General features: G+C 53.1%; 14 protein-coding genes and 2 tRNA genes. 1 reads left to right on the top strand and 15 read right to left on the bottom strand.

What is annotated here, in order from left to right:
• Positions 1-245: 245 nt before the first annotated feature.
• From C5O23_RS01000 to C5O23_RS01045, 11 genes are all read right to left on the bottom strand, one after another.
• Positions 246-319, bottom strand: a tRNA-Asn gene (locus tag C5O23_RS01000).
• A gap of 30 nt (positions 320-349) precedes the next feature.
• A tRNA-Asn gene (locus tag C5O23_RS01005) sits at positions 350-423 on the bottom strand.
• Positions 424-556: 133 nt separating this feature from the next.
• Entirely contained in the window at positions 557-1,570 is a 1,014-nt protein-coding gene (locus tag C5O23_RS01010; protein ID WP_107031091.1) for a M28 family peptidase, read from the bottom strand.
• 288 nt (positions 1,571-1,858) lie between these two features.
• Positions 1,859-2,410 (bottom strand): NADH peroxidase, encoded by a 552-nt coding sequence (locus tag C5O23_RS01015; protein WP_107031092.1) that lies wholly within the window; start codon positions 2,408-2,410, stop codon positions 1,859-1,861.
• A 103-nt stretch (positions 2,411-2,513) separates the two neighbouring features.
• Complete coding sequence (locus C5O23_RS01020; protein WP_107031093.1) at positions 2,514-2,936, bottom strand: Fur family transcriptional regulator; 423 nt, start codon at positions 2,934-2,936, stop codon at positions 2,514-2,516.
• Positions 2,937-3,424: 488 nt separating this feature from the next.
• The gene (locus C5O23_RS01025) at positions 3,425-4,177 is read right to left on the bottom strand and encodes a UDP-2,3-diacylglucosamine diphosphatase (RefSeq protein WP_107031094.1); all 753 of its coding nucleotides are present in this window, start codon (positions 4,175-4,177) and stop codon (positions 3,425-3,427) included.
• 37 nt (positions 4,178-4,214) lie between these two features.
• Positions 4,215-4,535 (bottom strand): metal-sulfur cluster assembly factor, encoded by a 321-nt coding sequence (locus tag C5O23_RS01030; RefSeq protein WP_107031095.1) that lies wholly within the window; start codon positions 4,533-4,535, stop codon positions 4,215-4,217.
• Positions 4,536-4,613: 78 nt separating this feature from the next.
• A complete protein-coding gene (polA, locus tag C5O23_RS01035; protein ID WP_107031096.1) occupies positions 4,614-7,406 on the bottom strand; it encodes a DNA polymerase I in 2,793 nt (930 codons plus the stop codon).
• 99 nt (positions 7,407-7,505) lie between these two features.
• Positions 7,506-8,039 carry a GNAT family N-acetyltransferase gene (locus C5O23_RS01040; protein ID WP_107031097.1) on the bottom strand — a complete coding sequence of 178 codons (534 nt, stop codon included), beginning with the start codon at positions 8,037-8,039 and terminating at the stop codon, positions 7,506-7,508.
• Positions 8,040-8,041: 2 nt separating this feature from the next.
• Positions 8,042-8,200, bottom strand: a complete 159-nt coding sequence (locus C5O23_RS14420; protein ID WP_170068189.1) for a hypothetical protein — start codon at positions 8,198-8,200, stop codon at positions 8,042-8,044.
• A gap of 178 nt (positions 8,201-8,378) precedes the next feature.
• Positions 8,379-10,595: an LruC domain-containing protein gene (locus C5O23_RS01045; protein ID WP_133166484.1), complete on the bottom strand. Its 2,217-nt coding sequence runs from the start codon at positions 10,593-10,595 to the stop codon at positions 8,379-8,381.
• 290 nt (positions 10,596-10,885) lie between these two features.
• Here C5O23_RS01045 and C5O23_RS01050 point away from each other — a divergent pair, with 290 nt between their 5' ends.
• A complete protein-coding gene (locus tag C5O23_RS01050; RefSeq protein WP_107031099.1) occupies positions 10,886-11,860 on the top strand; it encodes a polyprenyl synthetase family protein in 975 nt (324 codons plus the stop codon).
• A gap of 170 nt (positions 11,861-12,030) precedes the next feature.
• On the opposite strand, the gene C5O23_RS01055 is transcribed toward C5O23_RS01050, so the two are convergent.
• The 4 genes from C5O23_RS01055 to C5O23_RS01070 form a co-directional block, all read right to left on the bottom strand.
• Positions 12,031-12,999, bottom strand: a complete 969-nt coding sequence (locus tag C5O23_RS01055) for a type I phosphomannose isomerase catalytic subunit (protein WP_107031100.1) — start codon at positions 12,997-12,999, stop codon at positions 12,031-12,033.
• 91 nt (positions 13,000-13,090) lie between these two features.
• Complete coding sequence (locus C5O23_RS01060; RefSeq protein WP_107031101.1) at positions 13,091-13,615, bottom strand: hypothetical protein; 525 nt, start codon at positions 13,613-13,615, stop codon at positions 13,091-13,093.
• A gap of 62 nt (positions 13,616-13,677) precedes the next feature.
• Positions 13,678-16,161: a type IX secretion system anionic LPS delivery protein PorZ gene (porZ, locus tag C5O23_RS01065; RefSeq protein WP_107031102.1), complete on the bottom strand. Its 2,484-nt coding sequence runs from the start codon at positions 16,159-16,161 to the stop codon at positions 13,678-13,680.
• Between the two features lie 380 nt (positions 16,162-16,541).
• Positions 16,542-17,120, bottom strand: a complete 579-nt coding sequence (locus C5O23_RS01070; protein WP_107031188.1) for a non-canonical purine NTP diphosphatase — start codon at positions 17,118-17,120, stop codon at positions 16,542-16,544.
• Between the last annotated feature and the right edge of the window lie 357 nt (positions 17,121-17,477).

The raw sequence follows: 17,477 nt of genomic DNA on the forward strand, positions 1-17,477 counted from the left end.
TTTTGATATGGTGTTTTTTAGGTTATTTCAGCGTGTGTGATGTCAGGTCTAAGAGTTTCTGATCGAATGTTATTGGTAATGCTGTTTGATAGGTGAAGTTGATAGGTCAGTCAATTTTTGCAAATTTATGCAAAATTAAACGCTTGATATGATACTATTTTGCCCGATTGATGCACTGTTTTGCATATATGGAAAGAAACAGGCGGTCCGACATATCTGTCGAACCGCCTGCCTCTTTCGATGCGCGCTTCAGGATGGGCTTGAACCAACGACCCCCTGATTAACAGTCAGGTGCTCTAACCAACTGAGCTACTGAAGCTTTGGATATTGTTTTAAGTATGGCGTTTTGCGCTTCAGGATGGGCTTGAACCAACGACCCCCTGATTAACAGTCAGGTGCTCTAACCAACTGAGCTACTGAAGCAGATGCAATTTTTCTTTGGGCTCTCCCTAAATTTGCGTTGCAAAATTACACTGTTTTTTTTAATTATGCAACCTTTTGGCGGAAAATTTGAAAAATTGTTTTATTTTTTTATGCCTTGGAATGTGTGGAGCGGTCACTGCACACACTGGATTTCGTTGTGGAGCAGGTTGAGCACGGTCTGGCCTGCAGCCTGCATGGCGGAGGGATCGATGTTGTCGAGGTTGTCATTGGCGGTGTGCCAGGTCGGGGCAAACGACCCTGTCTCGTCGTTTTTGGTCTCGATGATATCAATTGCCGGGATGCCGGCTTTGTTGAGGAAGATATGGTCATCGACCACGGATCCGCCGTTTTTGTTGATGAAGCGGTCGCCGAAGCCGGAGCGCTCGGCAACGGACCAGACTTTGTCAACGAGCTGGCTGGCTTCTGAGTCGGAGAAAAATTCGCGGTGGAACTTGGCGCCTACGCCGCCTACCATGTCGAAGAGTATGGCATAGCGGGGCAGAGAGTCAGAGGCGTAGGGCATGTTTTCGATCCAGTATTGTGTGCCCAGACACCAGGTGGAGTCATGAGTGGAGAACCCTGAGGCCTGGCCGTAGTCTTCGGCGTCGACAAACAGCAGGTCAACTCCAACCGGAGTTTTGTGCTGGTTGAGCAGGCGGCCTATTTCGAGCAACACGGCCACTCCGCTGGCACCGTCGTTGGCTCCGAGTACTGGCCGCAGGCGGTTTTCCTCCTGAGCGTCAGAGTCGGCCCAGGGGCGGGTGTCATAGTGGGCGAGGAGCAGAATGCGGTCTTTGATTTCCGGTTGATAGGAGCCCATGATATTGCCTATGGGCAGGACATCGCCGTTGAAGGCCTTGACTTCGCCGGTCTGTACGCTGACGTTCTGGGCTCCGTGGCGGGTCAGTTCGGAGACTATATAGTCGCGGCATTTGAGATTGGCGGGAGTGCCTGAAACGCGTGGACCAAAGGCTACCTGACGGCGCACATAGGCATATGCGCTGTCGCGGTTGAATTTGACAGGTTCTTTCAGGCTTTTCTCAGTGCCGCTTTTTTTGTCGTTTCCTGTCTTCGGAGATGTCTTGCAGCCTATGGCTGTGACGACAACGGCAATGCAGAGCATTGCGGTGTAAAAAATTCGTTTCATGTTTCTCCTTTGTTGACTCTGAATTAGATTGGCTTGGTGCCGGTTGTGTCATTCCATTTGCGACACAATAGAGGTATTGTCCGACAAAGTTACAACATAGTTACAAATTGCCAACAAAACTGTTACAAAATAATTTGCATGTTAATTTTAATTAACATAACATGGAGCCCGGTCACTGTCTGACAATGAAAAAGGCGCACACTCACATGGAGATGTGCGCCTCTGAAAAATAGGCTTATAGCTATTATGCTGCCATTTTGGGCTTAGGAGTTGTTTTCAGACAAGCTCTTATTTCTTGAAATAGCGGTTGTAGAGACCCTGGAAGCCCTGGCCGTGGCGAGCTTCGTCTTTGGCCATTTCGTGAACGGTGTCATGGATTGCATCGAGGTTGAGCTCTTTGGCACGACGTGCGATGCGCATCTTGTCGGCATTGGCTCCGGCTTCGGCAGCCATGCGCTTTTCGAGGTTTTCTTTGGTCGACCATACGCATTCGCCGAGGAGCTCTGCGAATTTAGAAGCATGTTCGGCTTCTTCAATGGCGTAGCGCTTGAAGGCTTCTGCGATTTCAGGATAGCCTTCGCGATCGGCCTGGCGCGACATGGCCAGATACATGCCTACTTCGGCGCATTCGCCTTCGAAGTGTGCGCGGAGGTCAGCCTTCATTTCGTCATCGGTATCTTTTGCAATGCCGATCACGTGTTCGGTCACGAATTCGAGAGCTGCGCTTTCGTTAAGTTCCTTGAATTTTGAACGGGGTGCTTTGCAGAGGGGGCAGATTTCAGGTGCTTCGTCACCTTCGTGAACGTAACCACATACGGTGCAGATGAATTTCTTTTTCATAAGTTTGTGTTGTTTAGATAATTATACGATATTTTATTTTGTTTCTTTGTGTTTGCTGCCGGCGTTTTACGCCGCCGGGGGCGGAGTGGGGTAGGTGAGGCCTTTATCCGGCACAGAGGGGGCAGGTGCCTCGGAAGATCACATCCGCTGACTTTACCTGATAGCCGCTCTCCGGGAGAGGCAGTGACGAGGGCATCGTAAAGGCTACGTCAGTCACTCGGCCGCATTCCGTACAGAGGAAGTGGGCGTGGTCATGCTGAGAGTAGTCCCAGCGGGCGCCGTTGACTCCGGTTTCGATGCAGCGGATTATCTCGGCTTCGGTCAGCAGTCGCAGTGTGTTGTAGACTGTGGTGCGCGAAAGCGTGGGGTTTTCCGGCTGCAGGGCCTTGAATATCTCGTCGACTGTGGGATGTACCCGGTTTTCCATCAGAAATCTGAGGATGGCCATCCGCTGCGCGGATGGTTTTACGCCTCCTTCTGAGAGGGTGTCCAGGACTTCTTGAGTGGTGAAACTATAGGATTGCATCGTATCAACGGAACTTTGGGTTTGGATTTATTATTAAGTTGTAATAATTACAATTTTAATTTCGATACAAAGTTATACCATTTACTTCTCTTATGCAAGTGAAATCTCCATACCAAGTGTTAATTTTTTCAAAAAGAGCTTTCGCTGCTTTCTCTGATCCGGCTTCCGGTGCTTGCGCTTTTGCCGGTTTGTTTCGCTTTTGATAAAATTAAACGGGAGCAGCTTCGCGCGGCTCCCGTTTATGAGTTTCCAATAGGTACAATTTCTAAGGTAAAAAAGATTGTTTTAGGTTCGTGGTGCAAAGGTAGGACAAGATTCTGCTCCTGACAAATAAATCTATATGTTTTCCAACATAATTTTATATCGAAAAATTTGCAATTATTGCAGAATTGACATATAGATCAATGTCGGTCAGGTGATTATGTAAATGTGAAAATATTGCATATAATATTTAATATACGTTAAAGAAGTAGGGCGACATGATTCTTTCACTCTTCATAAATGCGTGTCGACAGTGAGTTTCCGTCCCATACGGCATAGCTGAAACGGCTGATCCAGTCACCTAAGATCACCATTTCAGCCCCGTTTCCTACTGGCTTTCGAAGCAAAATGTGACAGTGGCCGAAAATGAAATAGTCGACTTTCGGATTGGAAGGATTGCGGCTGTATTCTTCGGCAAACTCGATTAGCGAGTCGCCCGCACGGTCAGAGGCCACATAGCCTCCTTGCTTGCGGGAATGTGATGACCAGGAGTGTGCGAAGCCTACCGTCCAGCGCGGGTGGATGGCAGCAAAGAGCCTCTGGGCTGTGCGTGAGCGGAAGAGTGAGCGCAGCCGGCGGAACGACCAGGGGAGACGCCCTACGCCGTCGCCGTGTTCCAGCAGGAAGCGGTGCCCGTCAAGTTCGGTGACAAGGATTCCGTCATGGACCTTCAGCCCGATTTCTGACGGGAGATAGTCAAAAATCCAGATGTCGTGGTTGCCTTTGAGCCATGTGATTTCGACTCCGCTGTCGGCCAGAGCTGCAAGGGCGCCGAAAAAGCGGGTAAATCCGCGTGGAACCACGTTGCGGTATTCCCACCAGTAGTCCAGCACGTCACCAAGCAGATAGAGCCGCCGGCAGTCAGGAGCAATGGAATGCAGGAAGCTGACCACCCGCATCTCATGTTGCCGGGGGTCACTGATGTAGGAGGCTCCGAGATGGAGGTCACTGATGAAATATGTTTTGTTGCGTGTGCTCACCTTTCAGTAGCTGTCTGTTGAGTCCGATGCTTTATGCTCAGAGAAATCCGAGATCGAGTTTGGCTTCTTCGCTCATCATGTCTTTGGTCCATTCTGGCTCGAAGACTATGCGGATATCTACACTTTTCACTCCCTCGATGCTTTCGAGCTTGATGCGGGCATCTTCCACGAGGAAATCGGCGGCCGGACAGTTGGGCGCGGTCAGGGTCATGTCGATTTTCAGATTACCGTCATCATCGAGGTCTATGCTGTAGATCAGGCCTAAGTTATAGATGTCTACCGGAATTTCGGGGTCGTAGACAGTTTTGAGCATCGTGACGATGCGTTCTTCTATCTGAAGTTTCTCTTCGGGAGTCATATATGGGCTTGTTTTCGTTTGTAAGTGTGAACTTGCTATAATAACACTTGCTATATATAATATAGGTGGTGATTTTTGTTAGTGTGCTCCGAGCCAGTTGTCGGCTATGCCGGCTGAGACTGTCAGTGGCACTGCGCCGTGATAGGCGTTTTCCATGCAGCTGACTACGAGTTTCCGCATCTCTTCGGTCTCTCCGGGCACAATGTTGAATATGAGTTCGTCATGCACCTGCATCAGCATTCTCGATCTCATGCCGCGGGCTTCCATCTCGTTGAAGATGCTGATCATGGCCACCTTGATGATGTCGGCGGCCGAGCCCTGGATGGGGGCGTTGACGGCATTGCGTTCGGCATAGCCGCGCACCACCGCATTGCGCGAGTTGATGTCGGGCAGATAGCGGCGGCGACCCATGCGGGTGCTGACATAGCCCTGCTCGCGGGCTGTCTCCACTGATTTGCTGAGATATTCGCGTATGTGGGGATAGGTGGCGAAATATCCGTCGATCAGTTTCTTGGCTTCGGCGCGGGCTATTCCCAGACGCTCCGACAGACCGAAGGCCGAGATGCCGTAGATGATACCGAAGTTGGCCGTCTTGGCGTGGCGGCGCTGGTCGTCAGTGACCTCTTCGAGCGGAACACCGTAGATTTTAGATGCCGTGATGCGGTGTATGTCATCGCCTGAGAGGAAGCCTTCTATCATGTCGCGGTCTGCCGACAGATCGGCTATGAGGCGCAACTCGATCTGTGAATAGTCGGCGCTCATGATCATGTCGCCCGGATCGGCTATGAACGCGCGGCGTATCTCGCGGCCTTCGTCAGTCCTGACGGGGATGTTCTGCAGGTTGGGGTTGGTCGACGATATGCGCCCGGTGGCAGTGACTGTCTGGTTATAGGAGGTGTGGATTTTTCCGGTCTGCGGATTGACCAGCGCCGGGAGTGCGTCAAGATAGGTGGTCACCAACTTCTTGAGGCGCCTGATCTTCAGAATCAGGCTGACCAGGGGCACCTTCGGGGCATATTTCTCAAGCACCTGCTCGGTTGTCGAGTAGGATCCGCGGGCGGTCTTCTTGGCCTTGGGGTCGATGTTGAGCCTTTCGAACAGCACCATGCCGACCTGGGCGGGAGAGCCGATGTTGAACGGACCGCCGGCCATTTCATAGGCCTCTTCCTCCAGAGCGCGGATACGCTCTTTCAGCCGGGCGGAGAGGTCGGTAAGCACGTTTGAGTCGATTCTCACTCCTGTGAATTCCATCTCGGCGAGCACTCTGATCAGCGGAAACTCCACATCGGCCAGCAGCCGGCCCATCTCGCGGCTATCCACATCGCTCTGGAGCGGAGCGCGCAGGCGCAGGGCCAGATCGGCCTCCTCGCAGTAGCGGGCCACGGCGGCCTCCGGCTCAAGCGCCGTCTTCGGGTGGCCTGCTTTTGAATCCGGGGCCACTCCTGCGAGTTCGAGGCGGAGATATTTGGCCACCACATAGCGCAACTCGTGTTTCATTTCCGGATCGATCAGATAGTGGGCCACGGAGGTGTCAAACCAGGGGGCTGTCAGATTGACGCCTTCTTTTTTGAGCAGCAGATAGCCGCGTTTCACATCGTGGCTCACCAGAGTGGCGCTGCCGCTAAACAGCGGCTCGATCACTGCAAGTAGTTCGGCGCGGCGTTCCGGCGAGTCGGCGGGGAGATCAATGAACCAGCCCTCGCAGTCGCTCACTGAAAGAGCGAGTCCTGACCAGCGCGCGGTCATGCTGTCCTCGCCGATGGCGTAGAACGATGCTCCGATGAATTTCGAACCGGAAATGCGGCTGACCACCGAGGCTGCTTCAGCCGGACTTTCGATGCGGCGGTAGTCGCGGCTCTCGCAGGCCTGAGCCGGAGTGTCGGAAGCCGTGGCGCCGTCATCGGGCATGTCGAAGAGCGATCCCATGCCGCTGCTGTCAGCCTCAGGCTGTGGCGGGGCGGGGGCGGCAGCCGGCTGTGTGTCGGCCTGCCCCTGGCGGGCTCCGGCTTTGAGGCGCGCGGCCAGAGTGCGGAACTCCAGTTCGCCGTAAACCTCAAGCAGCTTGTCCACGTCCATCGGCTTGCGTTCGAGCGAGCTGACGGAAATATCCACGGGCACATCGGTCTTGATCGTGGCAAGATATTTTGAAAGGCGGATCTGGTCGGCGTTCTCGCGGACCTTTTTCTGCAGCGCGCCTTTGAGGCTGTCAGTGTTTTCGAGCAGGTTTTCCACCGATCCCCAGGTCTCGATCAGGGTGCGGGCTGTCTTCTCGCCGACACCCGGACAGCCTGGAATGTTGTCGGAGGCATCCCCTTCGAGCGCCAGGAGGTCTATCACCTGCGAGGGGCGGGCTATTCCGTAGCGCTCACAGACCTTGGCTGCGTCGCGTATCTCGAAGCCCTCGCCACGGAGCGCCGGACGATACATGAAGATATGGTCATCGACCAGCTGGCCGTAGTCCTTGTCAGGGGTCATCATGTAGGTGTCATAACCCTCGGCGGCCGCGCGCTTGGCCAGAGTGCCTATCACGTCATCGGCCTCATAGCCCTTCACCTCGATCACCGGGATGCGGTAGGCTTCGAGGATACGCTTGATATAAGGCACCGACGCGGTGATATCTTCCGGCTGCTTGTCGCGGTTGGCTTTGTAGTCGGCGAATTCCTCGTGGCGGAATGTCGGGCCTGAAGGATCGAAGCACACGGCTATGTGCGAAGGGTTTTCCTTGCGCAGAAGTTCGTCGAGCGTGTTGCAGAAGCCGAACACAGCCGAGGTGTTGAACCCGTTGCCGGCAAAGCGTGGCGAACGTATCAGGGCATAGTAGGCCCGGTAGATCAGAGCGTATGCATCGAGCAGGAATAGGCGTTTTTCCATATTGGTAAAGTCAAATTTGGGGTAAAGTTAGTGATTAAATTTCACATACTCCCTCAAATCCTCTGACAAATAAACTTAAACGCTCTCTGAGATCCACCTCTATTTCTTATAGTACATCAAATCAAAATACATAGCTCTTGTCGGCTCATTGATATCTTTATCAGAAAGACAATGGAACCCACATTTCTCATAAAACGGAACAGCATTTGAATACGCATCCACAGTAATAAACCTGCATCCGCTTAATGTCATACGGGAAAAGATCATTTTGATCTGCATAAGAACCATTTGCCCGATATGCTTATTGGCATACTCCTGAGATACTCCCAAGCGTCCGATTTTCACGGCTGGATAAGCATGGTATCGTTTATTGTTTGGGATCTTACGGTTAATCTTGTTCCACTTTGATCTTTCATCGGGGTCAAGTTCAATCTTATCATTCAACAGGCAATAGTATGCCACAGTTTTATTTGCTTCGTTGTCTTCAAGCAGATATGTTACGGCAAGCATGACATCAAGATAATTCTTAGCGTCATCAAAAAGAAAGCCGTTCAAATCGGGGTCACCACAATCAAACGGCTTTATTTCTGTGTCGGCTTCAATCTGCCGAAACGTGAACTTTTCAAAATTCATAATCACATCGGAAAGGTGCTGATGGCTTTGAACGCCTCGTATGCTTTGCGGGCCTCCTCAATTTCTTTGGCGGATGCACGTCCGACAGTCTCCATCCTTTCTGCGAATCGCTCTGCGTCTTTCCCCTTCAGCACCGGGGTTTCTTTAATTGGTCTTGCCATATCTGAGGATTTTAGTTGTCTGATTACAAAGATACAACAAAAAATTGACATATAAGGATTGAATGCTGAAATTTCGAGAATTTCAATGTGCAAAGGGTGTGCCGGAGCTACCACACTAATGCTCCGGCACACCCTGCGACAGAGACTCTCTGTCTGTGTGCATTCAATAATTTGTTGCTCAGTCGATACGTGTATAGATGTTTCCGGGATAAGGCTTGTTGTCAACCCAGTCATAATTCTCTATATTGCCGATCCACTTTATGAAGTCCGGATAAGCGTCGAGAATTCCGCAGCGTTCCACCGGCCAGCTCCATTCAGTGGGGAGCAGGAGTATCTGCGGGGCTTTGAGGTGTTCGCCGTTTATTCCGTCCTGGATCTTTTTGATCCATTCGCCTCTGATTTCCTCGCCGTTCATCCAGGTAGTGCTGACGGTGAAGTCGGTTTCGTATCTTTCTGACAGCAGCCAGTCATCATCTACCTCGAATTCCAATGATCTGACTTTCGAGTGGTCTATGTCAGGAGTGCCGTTGCCCACGCCGGCAGGAATGCCGCCCGGACAGCCCAACAGCGAATGGATCTCGCCGAGCACATGATCCTGAAAATAAACGTAGCTGTTGAGTTGACCTCCGCATGCCACAGGAGTGATTCTTACCTTGTTCCTGCCGCCTTCAGTGGCTTTTGGCACGAAAGCTACTTTCAGCACTACGTCATTGAAGTCATAGTCATCGAAACTTCCGAGGTCCTCGCAGGCTATGATCCATTCCTTCGAGTCGGGACGGGGCAGATCGTCAGGAGTGATGTCTGTTTCAGGGGGCCATGTGTTGTGGACGCGGAACATGAAGTCGTTAAGGTCGCAGTCAAGGCCTCCGTCCTCAAACCCCACATAATTCTCACCGTTGAAGCTGAACTTTGCTGATGTCGGAAACCAGTCAGACGATTTTTTGATCTCGTCGGAGACCTGACCTGAACCTGAATAGGTCGTCGACGGGCGGTGGATGGCCTGAGAGAGTATGGCGTCGCTCAGATAGAATTTCTCGGAGCGGCCGCTTGAGCCATAGATGAAACCGATTCTTGTTCCGGCCGGAAAGTCGTAGGTCGCTTCGCCGTTGCCGTCTTTACCGAAGTAGACCAGCTTCATGCTGACGGAGCGGATCTTGCATCCGCGAAGCTTTTTGCCTTCATTGTATGTGGTGCGGCAGGCGTTCCAGTCCATTTTCTCCCAGGTTTCGTTCAGAGTGTGGTTTGGGGAGTCATCCTCAGGGTCTGTGTAGTACACCGAACTGTGATGTTCCCAGTTTTTGCAGAGTCTCATCTCCATCAGCGAGTTGTCACCCTGAAGTCGGTTGCCGGCATTGCCTTCATAGTCAAGCACTATGAATTTGGGCACACGATTGTAGAAGCCCCAGGGATCGGTGCGGATGGTTTTCGCGTCTTCCTCATCGTAATAGTAATAGCCCCAGTAGGCGTTTTCGGTGAGCGCGCGCCACATCAGGTCGAATACCACCGGACCGTCTTCTTTCACTGTCAGTTCCACGTCAGGGTCAAGAGTCTTCAATTCATGATAATATTTCTGCAGGTTTGAGATCTCGTTTCCGTGGTCGGAATATTCTGCGAAGAGTCCGGGTTTCACTTCTCCGTCAGGGGTGGTGTACTGGTGTATGATCGGTTTTATGTCGTCGATGCTGAATTCCGGGCAGCGCTGTGAATAGTCGAAGTTCTCCAGACGATACAGATTGGGCACATTCTCTTTCTGCTTGTTTGACAGAATGTATTCCTGGCTGAGTTTCCGGGCTATCTCGTCGTCTCCTTTCTCCAGAGCGTCCCAGCTCAAGCGATAGTTGTCAGGGTTCTCGCTGAGGAATCCGGTGAGAAATTCCAGGCACTTGTCATTTATTCTGTCAACCTCAAGCTCAACGGCTTTTTTGGTGACCGGGCAGTTGCCTGAGCGTGAACTGCGGCTGTCGGTGATGCTGACAGCCCCTTTGCTGACAGGCATGAATCCGGAAAGTTCCACCTGGCCGTCGCGGTTTTCCACACGCACATACACATGATTGCTGCGTATGTCCGCGTCAAAACATGCGGTTCCGCGGCCGGAGGCCACTTCGACTGCGGCAAGCATCTGGCAGCCGGGGGTATTAGGCGAATCGGTATAGATACGGGCTATTCCGTCGGTCTTCGATCTGAGATTTACTGTAGCTTTTATGGGCTTGGCCATGCTCCAGGACCGTTCCAGATCGGGAACTCCGAACTGGCGGATGAATCCTCTGAGATAAAGTTCTTCCTGTGGAATCTCAGGAGCAGTGTCGGCACACGAGCCGAATGCTAATGCACTGAGTGCCAGCAACGCGGAGTACCCTATGCGGGCAATCCCTGTTGTGGGAGGTAGTTTATTCATATTCAAGGTGTTATGATGTGTTTTTCCAACGCAATTGAAACTGTTTGATTGGAAATAAATTAGTTATAGAGAAGATGCATGTGTTGGTATTCACCCGTAAAATTAGGCACTTTAAATCAATCAACGTGAAAAAATGTAGAAAAATTGCCTTATTGTTAACATTTATTAGTATCGCGGGCTTTTCAGCGGTTTTCGGATGGGGCTGCGGATGGGGCTGTCGGGATTTATTTCATTAATTTTTTCAAACGTGAATGGTTTACAGAAGAATTTTGTAAATTTGCAACTCGAATATGACCGCATTTGCCGACATACGCCAATCACTTCAGCCGGAACTTACCCGTCTCGACGAGCTGATCAGCAGCTCGCTTGATTCATCGAACACTCTGATGAATCAAGTGATAGGCACCTATCTACGCCATAAAGGCAAGCAGCTGCGCCCTATGCTGGTCATGCTGACCGCGCGCCTCTTCGGCGGGGTCAACGAGAATGTGCTGACCGCAGCAGCCTCGGTAGAGATTCTCCACAACGCCTCGCTCATTCATGACGATGTGGTCGACGATTCAAGCCAGCGCCACGGCCAGGAGACCATCAACGCCATGTGGGACAATCATGTGGCAGTCCTTGTCGGCGACTTTTTCGTGTCAAACGCCCTGCGTCTGGCAGCCCGCACGGCCGATCTGCGCGTAATCAACACCATTGCCGACCTCGGAAAGCTCCTCTCGCTCGGCGAGATGGACCAGATTTACAATGCCCGCTACCACGAACTCAACGAAGAGGCCTATTTCAAGGTGATCTCCCACAAAACAGCCTCGCTCTTCGTGTCATGCGTGGCTATGGGTGGCTATTGCACCGGAGCCGACGACGAATCTATCGAAGCCATGCGGCGTTTCGCCGAGCTCTTCGGCCTCTGTTTCCAGATCAAGGACGATATTTTTGACTATTTCGACTCCAAGGCCATCGGGAAACCTACCGGCAACGACCTGCGCGAGGGCAAAGTAACCCTCCCGCTGCTCCATGCGCTCAACTCCACCACAGGCCCGGAGAGCGAGGCCATGAAAGCCCTGCTCCGCTCCGGCGAACCTCTGAGCGAGGAAGAGATTGACTGTCTTATAGCCTTTGCCCGCGCAAACGGCGGCATTGAGTATGCCTACGCCACCATGCAGCGTCTTCGTGAGGAAGCCGCCGCCATCCTCCGGCGCTTCGACTCCCCCGTCACCGCCCATTTCCTCTCTCTCTTTGACTTCATCATCTCCCGCGAAGTCTGATCTTCCCCCCCACTTGGTTACAATTCTCTGCCTGACGGACATCCGCCGGGCCGTCTTCGCATGGCCATGTGCACATAATCGCCCCCGGCATCTGCAGCGCATTGCGCGCGGGTGCCAGGGGGCAAAGATATTTATTTGAATGTAATGTCTGTCAGGATATTGATTTACGCTTACGCCTGCACCGATAGAATCTCGCATTTGCCTGACACCGCAAGGTCACGGAGCACGGCAGGGCAGAGCCACGTCTCGCCGCGGACAACCTTCTGCGACCCGCGCACACCTGCGCCGTCGGTCCATGAGACCACCGTCTCGCCCTCAAGGCAGATGATGATGGTAAACGACTCGCGGTCACGCGGAATCGCCACCTCGCCGCTGCCGTCAACTGCAAATTTGCGGGTCACGAAATGGCTGCAATCGGCAAGCACCGACCCTTCGGGGTGTGACTTATAGTCAGTATACACCGTATAGTCTATGGCATCGCGCGCCTGGGCCGTGTGGAGCTCGCGGGGATTGCCGTCCTTGTCGCGGCGGTCATAGTCATAGATGCGATAGGTTATATCGCTCGTCTCCTGGATCTCTGCAAGCAGATTGCCCGCACCGATGGCATGGATGCGCCCGGCAGGGAGAAAGAACGTATCGCCGGGAGCCGAATCATAGGCATCGATCACCTCCATGACGGTATTGTCGGCCACACGGCGCTCATAGTCATCGGGAGTGATGCTCTCTTTCAGACCCACATAGATCTTGGCCTCCGGCTCGGTGTCGATGATGTGCCACATCTCGGTCTTTCCGGGGCAATTGTGGCGTCGGGCCGCCAGCTCATCGTCAGGGTGCACCTGCACCGAGAGATCGGCCTTGGCGTCGATAAACTTTATAAGCAGAGGAAAAGCGGTTCCGAAGCGGCTGTAGATATCGGCACCGGTCAGCTCCTCTCTGTAGGTCTCGATCAGCTGTGTCAGAGACTGTCCGGCCAGAGGTCCGCGGTCAACCACGGAGATATGGCCAGGCACGGCTGACAGTTCCCAGCTTTCGCCTATGGCAGTCTGGTCAGTCGTAATGCCCTTATAAGGTGCGATGCGCTCTCCACCCCAGATGACAGACTTGAGGTAGGGCGCGAAATGGATAGGTTTGTTCAGCATTATTGACAATTATTGAAACGTTTGATAATGATCTGAATATGTATGCGTGTGCGCCTGTGTGCGCGTGTGTGAGCCTGACAGCCCGGAAGGCTCAGAGCACTCTGAGAGCCTCAAGCTGTTCGAGCACATCGAGGCGCGAAAGCGTGCGGCGCGAGAGCAGCTCGGCGGCAAAATCGTGGGCTATGGACTGCACGCCTCTGTGGGAGAACACCTTTGTCAGATAAGACATGTTCTTCTCGAAAAGACGGTCTATCTCATCGTCTTCAAGCGAACAGGCATCACGTCCCTCCTCCACCGCGATGCTGTGGAGGCGTTCGCGCAGAGCCGCCGGAAGAGCCTGGCGGGCAGAGACAAGGTGGCGGCAGAGAAGATTCGACATCAGCATGCCTATGCCGAGATTATAGTTTTTAAGCATCTGGTTCCAGGCTGTCTTCGCCGAGACTCCGGGATTGCCGGCGAAATAGAAGTCGGGCGACATGACCACCATGTCGTTCGGATCGCCGTCGATGTTTATAGAGGCGAGCATATCCTCGCCGTCGAAAATCAGCAGTCCGATGGCCATTCCGGTCGCACCGTAACTGCGGTCTGTGTCATCTTTATATTTCAAAGTTTCCATATCAAGAAAACGTCCGTTATAATCTACATGTTCGGTTGAGAAGGTGTTTCATGACAAGCCCTCTAATTGACTACGAGTATTTTTGTCACCACATCGCCCTCTGAGCTGACATCGTCACCGCTTGAGGCGAGCACATAGTAGACACCGCTCTTCACTCTCGATCCGTTGAGCGAGCAGCCGTCCCAGATGGCCTGTCCGCCCTGGGAGCGTGTCTGGTAGACAAGGTGCATCCCCGCATCCATGATCTTGACAAGCGAATTCTCCATCAGGCCCTTTATGGTGATCCAGCCCGAATAGCCCGGCTCCACAGGGTTGGGGTAGGCATAGACATCGGAATAGTCCGGACGCGCAGGGCTGGTTGAGGAGGCATACTCATAGAGTCCATGAAGAGTGGCTATGAAGACCGAATTGCTGTTGGGGTCCACATAGATGTCCGTGATGGTGTTGGTGCTGAGCGGAGAGTTCGATGTGTTGAAGTTGGCTATCACTTCATCGCCGTTCTCGCTGACGAGATAGACCCCCGAATCCATAGTTCCCACCCACTTGCGGTTGGCGGCGTCGACCGCAATGCAGTTGATGTCCTCGGTCTCCAGCAGATAGTCGGCAAGATTAGTGCCGTCATTGCGGGGCACCTTCAGGCGATTGATGGTGAAGTCCGGCGAAAAGACACTCAGCGGATTGGTGATCTCATAGATGCCTGAAGTGGTACCGCACCAGATGCGGCCGCGCTTGTCTTCAGTCAGACATCTCGGATAGTTGGTCACAAACTGTTTGCCGTCCTGATCGATCAGAGAAGAGAACGTGACATGGCGGTCGTCAGACGGATCGGTCACTGTGCCTCCGTGGTGGAGGGCCGCGAAACCTCCCTGATAGTGCGAGGCGATCAGGAAGATCATGGGCGAATGGCGGCAGAGCAGCAGGTCTACGTCGCGGTTGCTGATGTAGTTGCCTATGTCGAGAGTCAGCCAGTCGTCTTTGGTGATGGAGCGCAGATCTTTTGTGCGGCGTTTTTCGGCCGGAAGCACAGCGATCGGCGATTCGTTCGCATTGTTGGTAAAGACACCTATTATCAGATTGCCGTCAGGGTCAAAACAGGCGTCATTGGTTCGCCAGGCCCAGTTCGCGGACTTGTAGATGCTACTGTTTTCGTCAAACTTGCCTATCTCCTGCCCGTCCTTGACCACGAAAAGGCCGTCGAGACCCGATCCGATGTAGCGGATTGTCGGGTCATCCGGGTCCTCTATCACAAAGGCCGGCGCGAAAATGTTGTCGTAGCCGTAGCGCTGGGCCGAAGTCGCTCCGGGTGAGTTTCTTATGGTCATCTTGCCGGTGACCGCCACATCCTCGACCTTGCCGCCGCTGATGAAATTGCCGGTAAACCGCGTATTCATGAAATCGCCTTTGCCTATAGGCTTCACCTGACTGATTCCAAGGTTGGAGATATAGAATCCGCGTCCGTCCGATGAAGGAAAGAAGCAGGAAATATCAGAAAAAGTAGTCACTCCCGACGGACGGAACCGGTCACGCAACACCGTCACACCCCCGTCAGCGTCAAGCCGGTAGTTGCCCAGACCTTTCATTCCGGCCACCCATACCGACGACATTCCTGAAGTCGTGGCTATCAGATCGTCCTTCATGATCTCCGGAATCCTCACCACCTCTTTCACCGGCACCGGGAGATTGGTTTCCTGAGGCAGTCCCACTTCATAAAGCCGGCCCTCCGACACATAATAGACCACTCCCTCGTCGCTTTTGAAGCACTGCGGCGTCTGTCCGGCCACCCAGCAGATGTGCGACTCCGGAACCGGGTCGAACCTCACGCCTACGTGGGCCAGATATGGCGTGTTGTCACGCAGAATGAAGTGGGTCATCCCGTCGGCGGCATAGCCGTCGGAAAGGGGGATGATCTCGACATAGTTGTCAGGGAGCACCCCGACAGAGATGTAGTTGCCGAGTGAATTCATGCGGGCTGTCTTCTCGATGGCCAGCAGGTGGCGGGCCTTGTCGCCGTCATGGGGATAGATGAGCAGGTGGTCAGGCGTAAGGGCTATCGCCGCGACATTGACATTATAGACCCCTGACTCCTTGACATCGGCGGTGCTCTCTCTGAACACCACCAGGCCGAACGATGTGGCCACATAGATCAGATCGCCGTCAAACTTCACATCGTTGATCACCTTCGAGACCGTAAGGTTTGCATCGCGTATGTCAGGCAGGCTCACCAGGCGTCCGTCGTCATAGAGCAGATCAATGGCCGCATCCATGTAGCAGATGGTCAGATAGCGTCTGTCGGTGTTGTAGAAGATATTCTTGATCTGGTGTCCGTTTATATCGTCGCCGGGCAGATAGGAGCGGCTTTCGTCATTGGCCTTGTCATAGGAATGGAGCGAGCCCTGGGTCAGAAGATAGACAAACTGAGGGGTTTCCAGTAGTTTGTCAGGCAGACCGAAAGCACCGTAGACCTTCCAGCTGCCGGTGGCGAGCTGTGCGGAAAGCCCGGACGGGAGCAGACACAGTAGGAGGATTACGAAGAGTTTTCTTATCATTTGCGTCATCGGGGATGTGTTGGGTGGTGTTAAGAGGTTGTTTAAAAACAATAGTTAAAATCTGAGCGAAAGTTTTGAGGTGGATATGGCTCTGAATCGAAGGAGCATAGCGAGCTATGTGACTGAGATGAAGAGCCATAGGCGCCCAAAACTTTCGCAGGCGAGGGTATTGTCTTTTTTCCTTTCAGTAATTTCATGTTTGAGTATTTTTTTAGTTACCTGAGCCTTGGTGTCTCTTTTGCTAAATTGTTGAAATTCGTCAGTCACATAGCTCGCTATGCTCCATCCTCATTTGCAACAATTTATCTAAAAGATACACCACTCAGATTTTAACTATTGTTTTTAAACAACCTCTAAGAGAGGAGTGGGGGGTGTCCGGCTCAGAGCTTCGACAGGTAGTCGAGCAGCAGGGCCGTGGCGCGCCCGCGGTGGCTGATGGCATTCTTGTCATCGGCGCTCATGCAGGCAAAGCTCACCGGACTTTCGGCGGGCTTGAACACGGGGTCATAGCCGAACCCGGCGGTGCCCTGCGGCGCGGAAAGGATCTCGCCCTCCACCTTGCCTTCAAACAGATGCTCCTCGCCGTCAAGCAGCAGGGCTATGACGGTGACAAAGCGGGCCGACCGGTTCACGGCACCGTCCATGCGGCGCAGAAGCAGCTCCATGTTGGCCGCGCTGTCATGGGCCGGGCCGGCAAAGCGGGCCGAATAGACTCCGGGGGCGCCCCCAAGCGCATCGACCATCAGGCCGGTGTCATCGGCAAAACAGTCATAGCCGTAGTGCCGCTTCACGTAGCGGGCTTTCAGCAGCGCGTTGCCGCTGAGGGTAGAGGCTGTTTCGGGGATTTCCTCATGGCAGCCTATATCGCTGAGCGACAGGATTCTGAACTTGTCGCCGACAATGCGGCGGATCTCTTCGAGCTTATGTTGATTGTTGGTGGCGAATACTATTTCCTGCATATTATTATTTAACGGTGCGGGAGCCTCTTTATTGCCCTCGTCGGCGCTTTTCGGCTTCTTCCGTCGTCTGGCCCGCGCCGACCGCTCGGCGGCCCGCTCTATCTCCGGCTCCATCAGAGCCATTATCATCTTGAAATTCAGATCGTCAGGCGCCGGATCAACAACCCCCACGGTCAGATAGCTGCTGAAAGCCTCCAGGCAGCGGTCAAGTTCGTCTCTCTCCACCTCTATGGCTATCAGAGTCCTGGCGATCAGCCCCATCAGTTCGTCATAATACTTGCCCGAAACAATTCGGCGACACTCTTTTTTAACTCTCTTCTTCATGGCTTTTTTTTCTGCAAAGATACGGCCCGCAGG

It is taken from the genome of Duncaniella muris (assembly GCF_003024805.1).
Classification (GTDB): domain Bacteria; phylum Bacteroidota; class Bacteroidia; order Bacteroidales; family Muribaculaceae; genus Duncaniella; species Duncaniella muris.

What these genes read in the sequence shown, in the direction of transcription:
- C5O23_RS01010 (WP_107031091.1), bottom strand. Translation starts at nt 1,570, where the DNA reads ATGAAACGAATTTTTTACACCGCAATGCTCTGCATTGCCGTTGTCGTC.
- C5O23_RS01015 (WP_107031092.1), bottom strand. Translation starts at nt 2,410, where the DNA reads ATGAAAAAGAAATTCATCTGCACCGTATGTGGTTACGTTCACGAAGGT.
- C5O23_RS01020 (WP_107031093.1), bottom strand. Translation starts at nt 2,936, where the DNA reads ATGCAATCCTATAGTTTCACCACTCAAGAAGTCCTGGACACCCTCTCA.
- C5O23_RS01030 (WP_107031095.1), bottom strand. Translation starts at nt 4,535, where the DNA reads ATGACTCCCGAAGAGAAACTTCAGATAGAAGAACGCATCGTCACGATG.
- polA (WP_107031096.1), bottom strand. Translation starts at nt 7,406, where the DNA reads ATGGAAAAACGCCTATTCCTGCTCGATGCATACGCTCTGATCTACCGG.
- C5O23_RS01040 (WP_107031097.1), bottom strand. Translation starts at nt 8,039, where the DNA reads ATGAATTTTGAAAAGTTCACGTTTCGGCAGATTGAAGCCGACACAGAA.
- C5O23_RS14420 (WP_170068189.1), bottom strand. Translation starts at nt 8,200, where the DNA reads ATGGCAAGACCAATTAAAGAAACCCCGGTGCTGAAGGGGAAAGACGCA.
- C5O23_RS01045 (WP_133166484.1), bottom strand. Translation starts at nt 10,595, where the DNA reads ATGAATAAACTACCTCCCACAACAGGGATTGCCCGCATAGGGTACTCC.
- C5O23_RS01050 (WP_107031099.1), top strand. Translation starts at nt 10,886, where the DNA reads ATGACCGCATTTGCCGACATACGCCAATCACTTCAGCCGGAACTTACC.
- C5O23_RS01055 (WP_107031100.1), bottom strand. Translation starts at nt 12,999, where the DNA reads ATGCTGAACAAACCTATCCATTTCGCGCCCTACCTCAAGTCTGTCATC.
- C5O23_RS01060 (WP_107031101.1), bottom strand. Translation starts at nt 13,615, where the DNA reads ATGGAAACTTTGAAATATAAAGATGACACAGACCGCAGTTACGGTGCG.
- porZ (WP_107031102.1), bottom strand. Translation starts at nt 16,161, where the DNA reads ATGATAAGAAAACTCTTCGTAATCCTCCTACTGTGTCTGCTCCCGTCC.
- C5O23_RS01070 (WP_107031188.1), bottom strand. Translation starts at nt 17,120, where the DNA reads ATGCAGGAAATAGTATTCGCCACCAACAATCAACATAAGCTCGAAGAG.